This window comes from Candidatus Parcubacteria bacterium (genome assembly GCA_021414235.1).
In the GTDB taxonomy this organism is placed as follows: Bacteria; Patescibacteriota; Minisyncoccia; order Phycocordibacterales; family JAKFXT01; genus JAIOOV01.
Genome location: JAIOOV010000004.1, coordinates 52717 through 66233 on the forward strand (window position 1 = coordinate 52717; position 13517 = coordinate 66233).

The window sequence follows — 13517 nt, forward strand, 5'->3', positions numbered from 1 at the left end:
ATAGACTATGCAATTCCAAGTACCCCAATTCATCGAAGTAGAAGATAAGATCATCGGACCTTTCACTTTCCGGCAGTTCCTCTACCTCGCCGGTGGAATAGGCCTCTCTGTAGTGGCCTACCGGCTCCTGCCTGTCTATATCGCAGCCCTTATAATCCTGCCCATCGTAGCCCTCGCCCTCGCTCTCGCTTTCTATAAGGTAAACGAAAAGCCCTTCATCGAGATAATGGAGGCGGCTTTCGGGTACGCCACTAAAGGGAAGCTCTATCTTTGGAAAAAGCAGCTGCCCAAACCAGCAGAGGTCGCTGCAAAAATCACGAGCGAGCCTGTGATGGGACCTAAGCTCTCCGAAAGCAAGCTGAAGGAGCTCGCCTGGAGCCTAGATGTGAATGAGAAGCTCTCCCGTCAATCAAACACACCTCAAGAACGCTAGTTTCGGGGGAAAACACGAAGAAAGAGAGGGGAGGGAGTGCTACAATAGTACTAATGTATGCCTAGCTCTCAAGCTACTCAGGATTTCGTACCGATAAGAGAGGTGAGGGACGGCATCGTCGTCCTCAAAGACGGATCTCTGCGCGCCGTCCTGCTCACCTCCTCCCTCAACTTCTCGCTCAAATCCGAAGACGAGCAGAAGGCTCTCATCCTGCAGTTCCAGAATTTCCTCAATTCCCTGGAGTTCAGCGTCCAGATATTCATCCAGTCCCGCAAGCTCGATATCCGTCCCTACATAGCCCTTCTCGAAGAGCGCTACGCGGCACAAACAGGAGAGCTCCTTAAGATACAGACCCGGGAATACATAGAATTCATCAAGAATTTCACGGAATCGAGTAACATCATGACCAAGAACTTCTTCGTGGTGGTACCTTATAACCCAGCGATCATAAGTTCTCCAGGTGGAATCGGCGGCTTCTTTAAGAAGAGCGGGACGAACGCGAAGAGCGACGCAGTGGCTCAATTTGAAGAGAACCGCTCTCAGCTTGAGCAACGTATTGGCGTCGTCGTCCAAGGACTCTCTCGTATCGGCGTGCGGGTGGCCCAGCTCGGCACGGAAGAGGCCATAGAACTCCTCTATAAGATGTTTAACCCAGGGGAGTTGGAGAAGCCGATAAAGATATCCTGATATGGCACTTTTTGATTTTTTAAGCTCTAAAAAGAAGGAGGAGGATGCACTCACCGCCATCCTTCCTAAGGAGATATACCAATCCGGCGTCCTGGAACTGAAAGACGTCATCGCCCCCTCCGCGCTCAAAGTGAGCCCTCGCAGTCTCAATCTGGGGGACAAAATCGTGCGAAGCTTCTTCGTCATCTCCTACCCCCGCTTCCTTTCAGAAAGCTGGTTCGCCCCGGTCATCAACTTGGACAAGGTCTTTGACGTCTCTATCTTCGTCCACCCCATCGATACCGCCAAGGTGCTCCGCCAGTTCCAGAAGAAGGTGGCTGAAGTAGAGAGCCAGATCAATACGCGCCAAGAGAGGGGACTCGTACGCGACCCCGTCCTCGATACCGCCTACCAAGACCTGGAGAACCTGCGTGACTCCCTCCAGCAGGCGCAGGAGAAGCTCTTCGACGTCGGCCTCTACATCTCTGTCTACGGAGATTCGGAGACTGAGCTCGACAAGGCGGAGAACGAGATAAAATCCATCCTCGAATCCAAGCTCGTTTATGTGAAGCCGGCGCTCTTCCAGCAGGAACAGGGCTTCAAGAGTATCCTGCCGATCGGCACGGACGAGCTTAATGTGCACAGCAAGCTCAATTCTTCGCCGCTCTCAAGCCTTTTCCCATTCATCTCTTTCGACCTCACCTCCGACAAGGGCATTCTCTACGGCGTGAACCGCCAAAACTCGAGCCTGGTGCTCTTCGACCGCTTCTCACTCGAGAACTACAATTCCATCACCTTCGCAAAGTCCGGAAGCGGCAAATCCTACGCTACCAAGCTCGAAATCCTGCGCAGCCTCATGTTCGACACAGAGGTCATCGTCATCGACCCGGAGAAGGAGTACGAATATCTCGCAGACGCCGTCGGCGGTCGCTACTTCAATATCTCACTCACCTCCGACCACCACATAAACCCCTTCGACCTGCCGATGCCGGGGGAAGACGAATCGCCCTCGGACGTGCTTCGCTCCAACACCGTGAACCTCGTCGGACTCTTCCGCATCATGCTCGGAGGACTCACCCCGGAGGAGGACGCCATCATCGATCGCGCCATCACCGAGACCTATGCGCTCAAGGATATAAGCCCGGATTCAAATTTCGCCAATATCGAGCCGCCCCTCATGTCCGACTTCGAGATGGTGCTCTCCGGCATGGAAGGAGGGGACTCGCTCGCACAGCGTCTCTCCAAATACACTCGTGGCACCTGGGCGGGGTTCATCAACAGTCCTACCAACGTTGATATCAACAAGAAATTCGTAGTCTTCTCCGTGCGCGACATGGAAGATGAGCTCAAGCCGGTGGCCATGTATCTCATCACGCACTATATCTGGAACGCGGTGCGCAAGAACATCAAGAAGCGCCTCTTGGTGATGGATGAGGCGTGGTGGATGATGAAATCGGAAGATACGGCTTCCTTCCTCTATAGCCTGGCGAAGCGTGGGCGCAAATACTACCTAGGGCTTGCCACCATCACCCAGGACGTAAGCGATTTCTTGAAATCGCCGTACGGGCTCCCCATCATCACCAACTCCTCCATTCAGCTTCTGCTCAAGCAGTCGCCCTCTTCGATCGACGAGGTACAGAGGACCTTCAACCTCACCGATGAGGAGAAGTATCTTCTTCTCGAGTCCGACGTGGGGGAGGGGATATTCTTCGCGGGGTTGAAACACGTAGCCATCAAAGTGATCGCCTCTTATACCGAGGACCAGATCATCACCTCCGACCCTTCTCAACTCCTCGCCATCAAGAAAGCCAAGACGGAGCTCTCCTTAAAGCAATGAAGAACCTCTTCCTCAACGCACTGCTCCTGACAAGCCTCTTCCTGTGGGGAAGTGGAAATGTAGCAGAAGCGCAGACAGCTGCATCCGTAAGGAATGCAGAGATCCTCTTCCAAGGAGATACCTATGCGCCGCCCTTCTACCGCGGGAAAGCGCTTCTCTCGGGAGAGAACGCAGTGACTGTCGTGGCCTACCCCGATCTCTCGGGCACCTCGCTCGATCCAGCGCGGCTTCACTACAAATGGATGCGGGACGGGGAGGTCATCCCTGGGTATACCGGAACAGGGAAGCGGCTCGCCACCTTCGCAACATCCATCGCAAGCGACGAGACCCTCCTCGAGGTGGAGATAGCCGACCCTAACGGAAGCTACCGGGCCAAAAAATCCATGTACCTGAAGGATCGGAAGCCTAAGGTCGTGATTTATGAGGACAACGCGATCCTAGGCGTGCTTTATAATCGAGCGGTAGCCAAAGAATTCACTCTCTCTGGCTCTGAAACTGCGTTCCTGGGCATCCCGTTCTTCTTCTCTGCAGACACCTCGCGGGACCCTCAGCTCAAATACGAATGGAGCGTGGGCGGGCAAAGCGACGCAGGAGACGACCGTCTCGTCGTGCGGAGCGAAGGAGAACGTGGAGTTTCCACCATCGCGCTCCAGGTCGGACATAGGAATAAATTCACTCAGCTAGCCTCATATGGATTCACTATCCTCTTCGGCAATGAACCTACTCGCTAACACACTACGAATCGGCGCGGCGGCGGCAATGTTCCTCGCCGGGGCAGGGGAGGTGTTCGCGCAAGTTGAGTACCGGCTCCTCCGCCCTCTGCCTAATTTCCCCGCGGTCATAGGCACAGAACTCACGCTGACCTCTTATCTCCAGAGCGCTTTCTATCTTGTCCTCGGGCTCAGTGCGACTGCCGCCGTTATCCTGGGGATAGTCTACGGCTTCGCCTACATGACTTCAGACGTAGTCGTGAGCAAGGAGAACGCCAAGAAGCATCTCACCCAGATCGTTTGGGGAATAGGCCTCCTGCTTGCCTCCTATCTCATCCTCTACACTATCAACCCCCGCCTGGTGAACCTCGATGCGGGGCTGAGCAAACTTAGGGTCACCGTCCCCTCGACGGAATTCTCGAGGCCGCAAGTGCCCCGGGAAGTTTCTCAGAATTACAATATAGGGGCGAGACCGCCGACCACAGAAGAACAGGCCGCAGCAGCAAGCAATGGTGGGAAACAGATAGTCGGTCTTTTCGATTACGATAGCTACATAACTCAGTGCATGTCCATGGAAGCCACCTTCACCCGAGACCAGTGTGAGGAGGCCGCCACGAGAGCGCACGAGCAGTTTAGCCTCACTTGCGGTTCGTACTTATACACACCCTCTGTTTCCGGGCGGAGAGTCTCTTGCTCTTGTACGCCAAACCCTCCCCGCGAAACCTGTAATCGATCGATATGAGCAGCGATTCTAAAAAACAACTTTTTCTTTTCCTAGCCTATTTTGTAGGTACCGTAATACTAATTGTCGTCGCGTTCTTCGGTTGGAGATACATCACGAACACCGACACCTCTGTACTAACCGGCGGCCCTAACGGTAATAGCAATCTCCCCATCTTTCCTTCTGTCGGCGGGGGAGCATCACTTCCAAGCGGAAGTACGAATGGGAACGGAGAGAAGAAGGAGGAAGTCCCAGAGACCCCTAAGGTGTACCAGGTTTCCGCCAAGCCGGTGGCAGGCTACACCATCGCCAAGAATAACGGGGAGTGGGTGACCCGCTATGTAGACCGGGGTACCGGGAATATCTACGAGAGCTCGCTAGAGAAAGTCTCCCACAAGCGCATTACCAACACCACCCTGCCGCAGACAGTCGAAGCGACCTTCACCTCGAGCAGCACCGTATTACTCCGCTCCACTCTTCCTTCAGGTGCGATCCGTACCCAGTACGGGAGAGTATTAGCGACCTCCTCCGGAGAATTCCGTCCACTTCTCACCTCCGAGCTCCCCGAAGACATCACCTGGCTCTCCGCGCGCTCGAACGACATTTTCTACCTGCAAAAAGACGACGCTAACGGGACCGCAGGCTTCCTCATGAATCTCGACCGCAAAGTCCCGAGCAGAATATTCTCCTATCCGCTTTCTGAGTGGATTCCTCGGCTCCTCGAAGGGAACAGGGTGTTCCTGCAGAGCAAGGCTTCCGCGTACGCTCCTGGAGGGCTCTTCCTCCTCTCTGGAAATGCTACCAACCCAGCACCCCTCCTCCTCGGAGGCTACGGCCTCGCCGCGCTTCCCAACGACAAAGGCACCAAAGCCCTCGTCTCTCAAACAGTCACCAACTTCCCCCAGCTCTCGCTTCTCGACATAGCTACGAAACGCACCTCTTCTCTGCCCCTCAGCACCTTTGCGGAAAAATGCACCTGGAGCACGGCATCCTCGAGTATCGCATACTGCTTCATGCCAAAGACCGCGGAGCCCGGCGTTTACCCGGACGAGTGGTATTCGGGAGAAAAGAGCTTCACTGACACGCTCTGGGAGGTGAATACAGCTACTGGAGACCTCGTCATCCTGGAGAAGTTTACTGAAGAGGAGATGGACAGCATCGAGGTGTCAGTCTCTGGCGACAACCGCTTCCTTCTTTTTATAAACAAAAAGGACCTCTCCCTCTGGAGCGTCCGTTTGAGATAGGCCCTAGGCCTTCTTGGCGGCGATAGAACGCCTGAACCACCAATCCTGGATGACCGTGAAGGTGTTGCTCGCTACCCAATAGAGCGCTACCGCAGCAGTCAGGCTGTGGGCGATGAATATGATGATGATCGGGAGCACGTAGCGCACCTGGATGCTCATGCTGCGAGCGAAATCTTCTTTAAAAGAGGGCTCTGCGCCGGCCACGCGCGGAGGAACCGCAGGGGTTGCGAAATACGCCTGGACGAACTGGGTCCCTCCCGCAAGGAGCGCTAAGGGCCAGCTTTTACCTGCCATATCGAGGAATCCGAAGAAGAGCATGTCCACGGAAGGAGGAGCTGAGACAAAGGAGTAGAGGGCGGTCGTGTCGATCGCCGGCAGTCCTCCTTTATAGAAAATGAGGTAGAGCGCGATGACGATGGGGATCTGCACCAGAAGGGCCCAGAACATGGTAAAAGGACTCACATTTCGGCTGCGGTAGAGATTCATGAGCGCCTGGGCCTGCTGCGCCTTGTCATCCTTATGCTTCTGCTTCAGAGCCTCTACTTCTCCCTCGAGCTCCTTGAGGACTGCCTGGGTATGCGCCGCCTTCTTGGAGAGAGGGAGGAGGACGAACTTCACGATGACAGTGGAGATGACCACCGCGATGCCGACATCATGCGTCGGGATGACGTCGATGAGGAACACTAAGAGGTTATATATCGGATCGTGGATCAGCGTATTGAAAATTCCTGAGATCATAGCTGGTTAAGATTATCGAGAGAGGGCCTGGAACGCCTCGGTAATGGCTTCTCTCAGCGCTCCCGGCGTCGCCTTAAGGCTCTCTCTGCGAAGAAAGAAGGCGACGCCGGTATGGAGAGGGAGGAGGGCAACAGAGGGACGGATTGCCGCGTAGACCCTACGGCGGGCATTGTTACGCGAAGAGGCGAGAGGCGCTTCCTTCTTTGATACTACCACCGCGACCTTCCTCCCCACAAAGCCCGTAGCGGAACGCATGGAAAAGAGGGGGTAATTACGCGAACGACCTCCTTTTAGGAGGAGGTCGAATTCCTCTCGAGTGAATCGGGAGGCCTTGGGAAGCATTAGAGGGCGATGCGGGCGCGCCCTCTCTGGCGTCGGCGGGCGATGACTTTGCTTCCGTTCTTGGTGCGGGAACGGACCAGGAAGCCGTGGGCACTGGCGCGCTTCTTCTTTTTGGGTTGGTATGTGAACGACATGATGGGGAGAGTCTAGCAGAAATACTCTTTGTTTAAAAGGGGTATTGGAAAACAGCTAAAAGTTTTCCCCCTATGCACAGCTTATCACCACACAAACCTATCTGCGGTAAGTGCCCCTGAGATAGCCCGAGGATATAATTAACGAGCCTATGGATAATAAGCAGCTCTGGGATAGTGTACTCGCGGAGATTGAACTCTCCACTTCCCGGGCTAATTTCGCTACCTGGTTCAAGAACACAGCCATCGTGCGGCAGGAAGAGGGGGTCATCTTCCTCGGTGTTCCCAATCAATTCGTCAAAGAGTGGCTTTTCAATAAGTACCACAAGGCGATCCTCAAGAGCCTGCGCGGCCTCTCCGAGCATATCCGCTCCATCGAGTACACCATCAGCAAGGAACCGCCGAAGCAGGAACAGCCTAAGAAGGTCATGGATCATGGGAGCCAAGAACTTCCGCTCTCGGATTACTACATCAACAAGGAGGATAACCTCAATCCTCGTTACACCTTCGACAGCTTCATCGTAGGCCCCTTCAACGAGCTCGCGCACGCAGCCGCCCAGGCGGTCATCAAGAAGCCGGGCATCGTCTACAACCCGCTTTTCATCTACGGGAGCACCGGGCACGGCAAGACCCACCTCATCCAGGCGATAGGGAACCACTTCAAGAACACGGACAGCTCCAAGAAGGTCTACTACATCACCTCCGAGAAGTTCACCATGGACTGCCTCAGCTCCATCGAATCCGGCAAAATGAGCCTCTTTAAGGAGAAATACCGTAAGTACGATGTCCTCATCATGGACGACATTCAGTTCCTCTCCCAGAAGGCGCGCATGCAGGAAGAGCTCTTCCACCTCTTCAACACGCTCTACGACAACAATAAGCAGCTCATCTTCTCTTCCGACAAGGACCCTAACTACATTCCGCACCTCGAAGAGCGCCTTCAGTCCCGCTTCATCGCGGGCATGAAGGTCGATATCCCGCCGCCGGATCATGAATCGAGGATGGCTATCCTTAAAGCCAAGAGCCAGAAGATGGACGTGATGCTCTCCTACGAGGTGCTCGACTACCTGGCCGGCTCCACCGGGAGCAACATCCGTGAGCTCGAAGGCGCGCTCAATACAGTGATCTGCCAGGCGCAGCTCAAGAACAAGGATCTCTCTGTAAACGAGATCCGGCAGCTCATCAAAGAGAGCGCCAAGCCCAAGAAGGCGGTCTCTATAAAGGACGTGATCAAAGTGATCGCGGATTTCTACAATATCGAGGAGGCGAGCATCTACGAGAAGACCCGCCGGCAGGAGGTGGTGAAGCCCCGCCAGGTGATCATGTACATCCTGCGCGAGGATTTCAAGATCTCTTATCCTACGATAGGGGAGAAACTCGGAGGAAGGGACCACACGACCGTCATCCACTCCTGCGAGAAGATCAAGAACGACCTCAAGGAGGACGTCGGGCTCCTTCAGGACATCCAGCAGGTGCGTGTCCTGTTGAAATAGGTGTGGATAGTAAGTGGACTCGAATCGGAAAGAGTGAGGAGAACGCGAGTATAGAAATCAGATAAAGGGTACACTATCCACGAGCGTCCCCGAGATTCCCCAGAATACTAATTACGATTTCCTGAACTACCGCCAGTAATAAGCCTCCAGGGACTTTTCCCCATATCCACACCCCTCATCATCATCATCTTTTAAATAAACAAATACTTATGAAGATAGAGTGTATAAAAGAAAAGTTATCGAAGGCTGTGGGTAAAGCCGAAAAGATCACTGGGAAGAACCTAACTCTACCGATATTAAGCTGCCTTCTTCTTAAGACAGAAGGTCAGAATATTGTTCTGCGTTCTACTAATCTTGATCTCGGAGTGGAGCTCTCTTTCGGAGCGAAGGTAGAAGGAGAGGGGGAAGTAGCTATTCCTGCTTCTATCCTCAATAACTACCTCTCCTCCTCTCCTAATACACAGACGATCACCTTAGAGACCAAAGAAGGAGGTCTCGCCCTTTCTTCAAAGGAAGGTTCTACGTTCATAAAATCACATGCTCCGGAGGAGTTTCCTCTCATTCCTGTGGTACCCAAGGATTCTACGTTCATCATTAAGGCATCTGATCTGGTTCAGGGGCTGCGCGCGGTATGGTATAGCTCCTCGGTCTCGAGTATCAAGCCGGAGCTCGCGAGTGTGTATATCTACCAGAGCAATGGCGCGGTCTTCTTCGTAGCTACCGACTCTTTCCGTCTCGCGGAGAAGCAGATCATCAACAAGGGCAAGGCTGATTTCACTCCGATCCTCATCCCGTACAAGAATATCACTGAGATCATCCGGGTACTCGAAGATGCAGAAGGGGATGTGGAAGTAGCCGTAACTAAGAATCAGATTTCTTTCTCCTTCCCGGGGACGTACCTCACCTCACGAGTGATCGAGGGGGTGTTCCCAGACTATCGCCAGATCATCCCTAAGGAGTTCACTACGGAGGCGACGCTCCTCAAGCAGGATCTCCTTAATACTCTGCGTTTAGTGAACATCTTCGCGGATAAGTTCAATCAGGTGAGCTTCAAGGTCTCGCCGAGCAAGAAAGAGCTTGAGCTCTCAAGCCGTAACAGCGAGGTGGGAGAGAGCGTAGAGAAGCTCGGTGGCTCTTTCACTGGGGAAGACCTGGAGATACATTTCAATTACAAATACGTGATCGATTGCTTCCAGTCCATCACGAGCGATAGTGTGACGCTCCGCTTCACTGGGGCGCACAAGCCGCTTCTCATCGGAGGGGCGGGGGACAATTCCTTTACTTATCTGGTGATGCCGATGAATCGCTAGAACCAATGGAATTCTCCCTCGCCGATCTCTTAAAGAGGATCAAGCTTCCGACGCCGAAGCGAGAGCTCGGCGGCATTCTGGAGTCGTACCTCTCCTCTAAAGGGATTACCAGTTCCTGTGTCGCTTCTTCGGTAAGCGACCAAGTGCTTTATATAAAAACTGACGGAGCGACGAGACAGTATCTGCATCAGCATAAAGAAGAAGCCCTCTCCTTCCTCAAAGAGAGAGCTCCTCAGCATCACATTTTAGATATCGCCTAGATTACCGGGACGACAGAGGGGACAGGGAAGATGGCGGGTTCGGTGCTCTGTCCGCTTATCTCTCCGCTCCCAGGAGTAGTGGGGGTGCCTCCGTGCTCTGCAACCCATCGCTCTACTGGGTAATCCCAGAGTCTGAGCTGTGCCTCTTGGGCACGCTCCTCGTCGGTAGGATAAGGGCCGGTCGGGTCGCTTTTCTTCACATAGTAAAGGATCTCGTGGGGGCCTTCCGCTACTCCTCTCAGTGCTGGTTTGAGATCCTCGGATATCGGCGGCGGGGGAGGAAACTTCTCTTCAGGCACACCCTTCAAGGCCTCTGCCATGAATTGATGCCAGAGAGGGGCGATGATGAAGCCTGCGACCTTCTTCTGCATGGCAGAGTTGTCATTGTTTCCAGCCCAAGCACCGACGGCGATCCTCGGTGTGTAGCCTACGATCCAGGCATCACGGTAATCGTTGGTCGTACCAGTCTTTGCTGCCACGCTGCGACCGGGGAAGTTGAGAGCAGAGTCTTCGCCGAAGGCGGGACTGCGCGCATCATTGTCCGAGAGCACGTCGGTGACCTGGCGGGCAATCTCGGGGGAGAGAGCTTCGGTGATGGAGGGCTCGTAATTCTCTAGCACGTTGCCTTGATTGTCTTCGACACGCAGTACCGCGTGCGGCTCGAAGCGGACGCCGTCGTTAGCGAATACGCCGTAGGCGCTGGTGAGATCAAGCAGGGTCACTTCGCCGCCGCCGAGCACCAAGGTGAGGCCGTAGCGCTCTGGACCCTTGAGCGTAGAGATACCCATATCACGGGCGGTCTTGAGGGATTCCTTGAGGCCGGCGAGGTAGAGAACCTTCACTGAAGGGACGTTGAGGGATTGCGCGAGCGCATTCCGGAGGGAGATGGGGCCGCGGAAGACACCGTCGTAGTTGTCTGGCGAGAAACAAGGATCTGCCTTGGAGAAATTATCCGGCGCACAGGCGGTAGAGAACTGCGTTTTGAGGTCGTAGACCACAGTATCTGGAGTGTAGCCTTTCTTAAAGGCGGTGGCGTAGACGAATGGTTTGAAGGCAGAGCCTGGTTGGCGGAGGGCGAGCGCGATGTTGTAGTTGCCGTCGATGGCTTTGTCGAAATAGTTACGAGAGCCCACCATGGTGAGAATCTCACCGCTCCGGGGATCTACGGCCACCATACCCACGTTCTCTGCGTTGAACTTTTTCTCGTTCTCGAGGGCTCCTTTGGCGGCGATGTCCTCGGCGACGCCCTGGAGGTGGTAGTCGAGTGAGGTGATGACCTTGAGGCCTCCTTCGGTGAGGGCTCTTTCCCCGTACTTATTAGCCAAGTACTCGCGCACGTAGAAGACGAAGTGTGGAGCCTTGATGCTCGTGTCCTTCTGGGCCATGAAGGCGACTTTCTCCGAGAGGGCTGTGTCGTACTCCTCCTTAGTTATGTAATTGAACTCGAGCATCTTGCGAAGCACCAGGTTCTTGCGACCCTCGAGCGCGTCTTTGTGGTTGCCGTAAGGGGAGTAGTAGGTAGGAGCCTGAGGGAGGGCGGCGATATAGGCGGACTCGGCGATAGAGAGATCCTTGGCATGCTTGCCGAAGAAAGACATGGAAGCTTCCTCTACACCGTAGATGTTGCCACCATACGGGGATTCGTTGAGGTAGATCTCGAGTATCCGGTCTTTGCTAATGATCCGCTCTAGGCGTACGGCGAGCACCCACTCCTTTATCTTGCGAGAGATTCGCTTGTCTTGGGTAAGGAGGGCGTTCTTCACTACCTGCTGGGTGATGGTGGAGCCTCCCTGGGTGTAGCCATCTGAGAGGTGGAGGATCACCAGGATATTGGAGAGCACGGCGCGCACGATGGCGGTCGGCTTTATGCCGAGGTGAGTATAGAATTCATTGTCCTCGATCGCGATCGAAGCGTTTTTGATGGCAGGAGCGATGTCGGCGAGCGGTACCACGGTGCGGTTGGCCTGGCCATGGAGCGCGAAGAGGAGGATGGTGCCGGTACGGTCGTAGATCTTGGTGGACTGGCTTACCTGGCGGTTCTCGATGGAGCTTAAGTCGGGGATCCGCAGGCTTGAGGCCCACAGGAGGAATCCGCCGATGAAAAGGAGTGAAGTAGCGGCGAGGAAGAGGAGGGTGCGCTTGGGGTCCTGAAGAAGCAGCCGCTTCAGGCGAGAATAGAGTTTTTTCATGTTGTTAAGCTCTCATTAAGGCCGAGAGTCTGGTTGAATCTTCATCCTAGCAGAGAAGAGCCTTTTTTCCACGGGAGGTAAAACACAAAAGCTCCGCGATCGCGGAGCTTTTGTGTTTTACTATTCTTCTGCTGCCGGCCCGAAACCGAAAGGAGTGTCCTCCTCCTCTTCGTCGACATCCTCTCCGAGAGAGAAGGGGTCCTCTTCTACTACTCCTGCTACACCGTCCGCATCGTCATCTCCGAGGTTTATGAGGTCCTTTCCGAACTCTCCTTCCTCTCTGTCTTTTTCTTCCTCAAAGCCTTTCTTCATACGGGATTCCGAGTGAAAATTACGGGTTCGCTTTTAAAGATTTCATAGTTGTATCACGGTCCTTTCTTTTTGCAACTTTACCCGCTTTTACGTGTGGAAAACCTCTATCTGCGGACCGAGGCGCTCGCAGTGAGCGCGAGCGCGATGGCGTCGTACTCATCGTCGAAGCGGAGCGGAGAGGTGAGCGCGAGGAGCTTTGCTACCATGCTGGCGACCTGCTTCTTGTCGCTTCTGCCGTAGCCGGTGACCGCCACCTTCACCTGGAGCGGGGTGTATTCGTAGAGGGGGAGCTTGTTTACTGAGGCAAGGTAGAGGAGGGCGCCGCGCACCTCAGAGACTGCCATAGCAGTCTTTTGATTATTCTCGAAATAGAGCTTTTCTATGCCTGCGAACGCAGGTCCGTACTCCTTAATAAGGGAATCAAAGCGCTCGCCCACAAGACGTAGGCGCTCCAAGAAGGGGAGGGTTTTCGAAGTTACGAAACATTCTGAGAAGAGAAGCTTCTCATGGCCTCCAGCGTTCTTCTCGAGAATGGCGAAGCCGCAGCGATCGTATCCCGGATCTATTCCGATGATACGGACACTATTCGCCATCGGTTTTAGCTGCGTTCGTGTAAACGTCCTGGACCTCCTCGTTCTCCTCTAGGGCGCTAATGAGGGCGCCGAGCTTCTCTTCGTCCTCTGGAGAGACGGGGACCTCTGTCTTTGGCTGCCATTCGCCCTCGATCTTCTCGAATGCCCAGAGCGCGGAGCCGATGCCGCCGAGCGTCGTTCCGTGCTCAGAGAGGATATGCTTTATCTCGCTCGCCGCCTTATTGCGGTTTCCGGTCAGGGCTTCGATGAGGAGAGCGGCGCCTCCTGGGCCGTAGGCTTCGTAGATTATTACCTCGAGTTCGCCTGCTTCTCCGCCCACGCCTTTCTTGATCGCCCGTTCGATATTGTCGCTCGGCATATTGAAAGATTTCGCCTTATCGATGGCTGCGCGCAGGGAGGGGGAGCTTACGTTACCCGCAGCTTTCTTAGACTCGAGTACGATGAAGCGCGCGAGCTTGCCGAAAAGCTTGCTCCTCTGTGCATCGGAGACTCCTTTCTTTCGCTTAATCTGTGACCATTTATTGTGTCCTGCCATGGT

General features: G+C 54.4%; 16 protein-coding genes. 9 read left to right on the forward strand and 7 right to left on the reverse strand.

The window, feature by feature from the left end; all coding sequences use genetic code 11:
- Positions 1-7 precede the first annotated feature (7 nt).
- Genes K8Q93_01000 through K8Q93_01025 form a run of 6 tightly spaced genes read left to right on the forward strand, consistent with a single transcriptional unit; the run spans position 8 to position 5611 of the window.
- Positions 8-433: a PrgI family protein gene (locus K8Q93_01000; protein ID MCE9643813.1), complete on the forward strand. Its 426-nt coding sequence runs from the start codon at positions 8-10 to the stop codon at positions 431-433.
- A gap of 57 nt (positions 434-490) precedes the next feature.
- Positions 491-1120, forward strand: coding sequence for a hypothetical protein (locus K8Q93_01005; protein ID MCE9643814.1), 630 nt, complete (start codon positions 491-493; stop codon positions 1118-1120).
- 1 nt (position 1121) lies between these two features.
- Positions 1122-2936 carry a conjugal transfer protein TraC gene (locus K8Q93_01010; GenBank protein ID MCE9643815.1) on the forward strand — a complete coding sequence of 605 codons (1815 nt, stop codon included), beginning with the start codon at positions 1122-1124 and terminating at the stop codon, positions 2934-2936.
- Positions 2933-3667 carry a hypothetical protein gene (locus K8Q93_01015; GenBank protein MCE9643816.1) on the forward strand — a complete coding sequence of 245 codons (735 nt, stop codon included), beginning with the start codon at positions 2933-2935 and terminating at the stop codon, positions 3665-3667. The genes K8Q93_01010 and K8Q93_01015 overlap by 4 nt, the downstream gene beginning before the upstream one ends.
- Positions 3651-4388: a pilin gene (locus K8Q93_01020; GenBank protein MCE9643817.1), complete on the forward strand. Its 738-nt coding sequence runs from the start codon at positions 3651-3653 to the stop codon at positions 4386-4388. The genes K8Q93_01015 and K8Q93_01020 overlap by 17 nt, the downstream gene beginning before the upstream one ends.
- Positions 4385-5611, forward strand: a complete 1227-nt coding sequence (locus K8Q93_01025; protein MCE9643818.1) for a hypothetical protein — start codon at positions 4385-4387, stop codon at positions 5609-5611. The genes K8Q93_01020 and K8Q93_01025 overlap by 4 nt, the downstream gene beginning before the upstream one ends.
- Before the next feature lie 3 nt (positions 5612-5614).
- Here the strand turns inward: K8Q93_01025 and K8Q93_01030 are convergent, their stop codons facing one another.
- The 3 genes from K8Q93_01030 to rpmH are packed head-to-tail and all read right to left on the reverse strand — an operon-like array spanning position 5615 to position 6825.
- Entirely contained in the window at positions 5615-6349 is a 735-nt protein-coding gene (locus tag K8Q93_01030) for a YidC/Oxa1 family membrane protein insertase (GenBank protein ID MCE9643819.1), read from the reverse strand.
- 12 nt (positions 6350-6361) lie between these two features.
- Positions 6362-6691 (reverse strand): ribonuclease P protein component, encoded by a 330-nt coding sequence (locus tag K8Q93_01035; protein MCE9643820.1) that lies wholly within the window; start codon positions 6689-6691, stop codon positions 6362-6364.
- A complete protein-coding gene (rpmH, locus tag K8Q93_01040) occupies positions 6691-6825 on the reverse strand; it encodes a 50S ribosomal protein L34 (GenBank protein ID MCE9643821.1) in 135 nt (44 codons plus the stop codon). The genes K8Q93_01035 and rpmH overlap by 1 nt, the downstream gene beginning before the upstream one ends.
- 149 nt (positions 6826-6974) lie before the next feature.
- On the opposite strand from rpmH, the gene dnaA reads away from it, so the two are divergent.
- From dnaA to K8Q93_01055, 3 genes are all read left to right on the forward strand, one after another.
- Complete coding sequence (gene dnaA / locus K8Q93_01045; GenBank protein ID MCE9643822.1) at positions 6975-8315, forward strand: chromosomal replication initiator protein DnaA; 1341 nt, start codon at positions 6975-6977, stop codon at positions 8313-8315.
- A gap of 209 nt (positions 8316-8524) precedes the next feature.
- Positions 8525-9625 carry a DNA polymerase III subunit beta gene (gene dnaN / locus K8Q93_01050; protein MCE9643823.1) on the forward strand — a complete coding sequence of 367 codons (1101 nt, stop codon included), beginning with the start codon at positions 8525-8527 and terminating at the stop codon, positions 9623-9625.
- Between the two features lie 5 nt (positions 9626-9630).
- Entirely contained in the window at positions 9631-9885 is a 255-nt protein-coding gene (locus tag K8Q93_01055) for a hypothetical protein (protein MCE9643824.1), read from the forward strand.
- Here K8Q93_01055 and K8Q93_01060 read toward each other — a convergent pair.
- The 4 genes from K8Q93_01060 to K8Q93_01075 form a co-directional block, all read right to left on the reverse strand.
- Positions 9882-12074 carry a PBP1A family penicillin-binding protein gene (locus K8Q93_01060; GenBank protein MCE9643825.1) on the reverse strand — a complete coding sequence of 731 codons (2193 nt, stop codon included), beginning with the start codon at positions 12072-12074 and terminating at the stop codon, positions 9882-9884. The two genes, K8Q93_01055 and K8Q93_01060, sit on opposite strands and share 4 nt — an antisense overlap.
- 120 nt (positions 12075-12194) lie before the next feature.
- The gene (locus tag K8Q93_01065; GenBank protein ID MCE9643826.1) at positions 12195-12386 is read right to left on the reverse strand and encodes a hypothetical protein; all 192 of its coding nucleotides are present in this window, start codon (positions 12384-12386) and stop codon (positions 12195-12197) included.
- Positions 12387-12490: 104 nt separating this feature from the next.
- Positions 12491-12979, reverse strand: coding sequence for a crossover junction endodeoxyribonuclease RuvC (gene ruvC / locus K8Q93_01070; GenBank protein ID MCE9643827.1), 489 nt, complete (start codon positions 12977-12979; stop codon positions 12491-12493).
- Positions 12969-13514, reverse strand: a complete 546-nt coding sequence (locus tag K8Q93_01075) for a YebC/PmpR family DNA-binding transcriptional regulator (protein MCE9643828.1) — start codon at positions 13512-13514, stop codon at positions 12969-12971. Before K8Q93_01075 ends, ruvC begins: the two co-directional genes overlap by 11 nt.
- Between the last annotated feature and the right edge of the window lie 3 nt (positions 13515-13517).

Excerpts from the sequence above, each read along its gene's own strand:
- rpmH (MCE9643821.1), bottom strand. The coding sequence starts at position 6,825 with ATGTCGTTCACATACCAACCCAAAAAGAAGAAGCGCGCCAGTGCCCAC.
- K8Q93_01000 (MCE9643813.1), top strand. The coding sequence starts at position 8 with ATGCAATTCCAAGTACCCCAATTCATCGAAGTAGAAGATAAGATCATC.
- K8Q93_01025 (MCE9643818.1), top strand. The coding sequence starts at position 4,385 with ATGAGCAGCGATTCTAAAAAACAACTTTTTCTTTTCCTAGCCTATTTT.
- K8Q93_01010 (MCE9643815.1), top strand. The coding sequence starts at position 1,122 with ATGGCACTTTTTGATTTTTTAAGCTCTAAAAAGAAGGAGGAGGATGCA.
- K8Q93_01030 (MCE9643819.1), bottom strand. The coding sequence starts at position 6,349 with ATGATCTCAGGAATTTTCAATACGCTGATCCACGATCCGATATATAAC.
- K8Q93_01075 (MCE9643828.1), bottom strand. The coding sequence starts at position 13,514 with ATGGCAGGACACAATAAATGGTCACAGATTAAGCGAAAGAAAGGAGTC.
- K8Q93_01015 (MCE9643816.1), top strand. The coding sequence starts at position 2,933 with ATGAAGAACCTCTTCCTCAACGCACTGCTCCTGACAAGCCTCTTCCTG.
- ruvC (MCE9643827.1), bottom strand. The coding sequence starts at position 12,979 with ATGGCGAATAGTGTCCGTATCATCGGAATAGATCCGGGATACGATCGC.
- K8Q93_01060 (MCE9643825.1), bottom strand. The coding sequence starts at position 12,074 with ATGAAAAAACTCTATTCTCGCCTGAAGCGGCTGCTTCTTCAGGACCCC.
- K8Q93_01020 (MCE9643817.1), top strand. The coding sequence starts at position 3,651 with ATGAACCTACTCGCTAACACACTACGAATCGGCGCGGCGGCGGCAATG.
- dnaA (MCE9643822.1), top strand. The coding sequence starts at position 6,975 with ATGGATAATAAGCAGCTCTGGGATAGTGTACTCGCGGAGATTGAACTC.
- K8Q93_01005 (MCE9643814.1), top strand. The coding sequence starts at position 491 with ATGCCTAGCTCTCAAGCTACTCAGGATTTCGTACCGATAAGAGAGGTG.
- dnaN (MCE9643823.1), top strand. The coding sequence starts at position 8,525 with ATGAAGATAGAGTGTATAAAAGAAAAGTTATCGAAGGCTGTGGGTAAA.
- K8Q93_01065 (MCE9643826.1), bottom strand. The coding sequence starts at position 12,386 with ATGAAGAAAGGCTTTGAGGAAGAAAAAGACAGAGAGGAAGGAGAGTTC.
- K8Q93_01055 (MCE9643824.1), top strand. The coding sequence starts at position 9,631 with ATGGAATTCTCCCTCGCCGATCTCTTAAAGAGGATCAAGCTTCCGACG.
- K8Q93_01035 (MCE9643820.1), bottom strand. The coding sequence starts at position 6,691 with ATGCTTCCCAAGGCCTCCCGATTCACTCGAGAGGAATTCGACCTCCTC.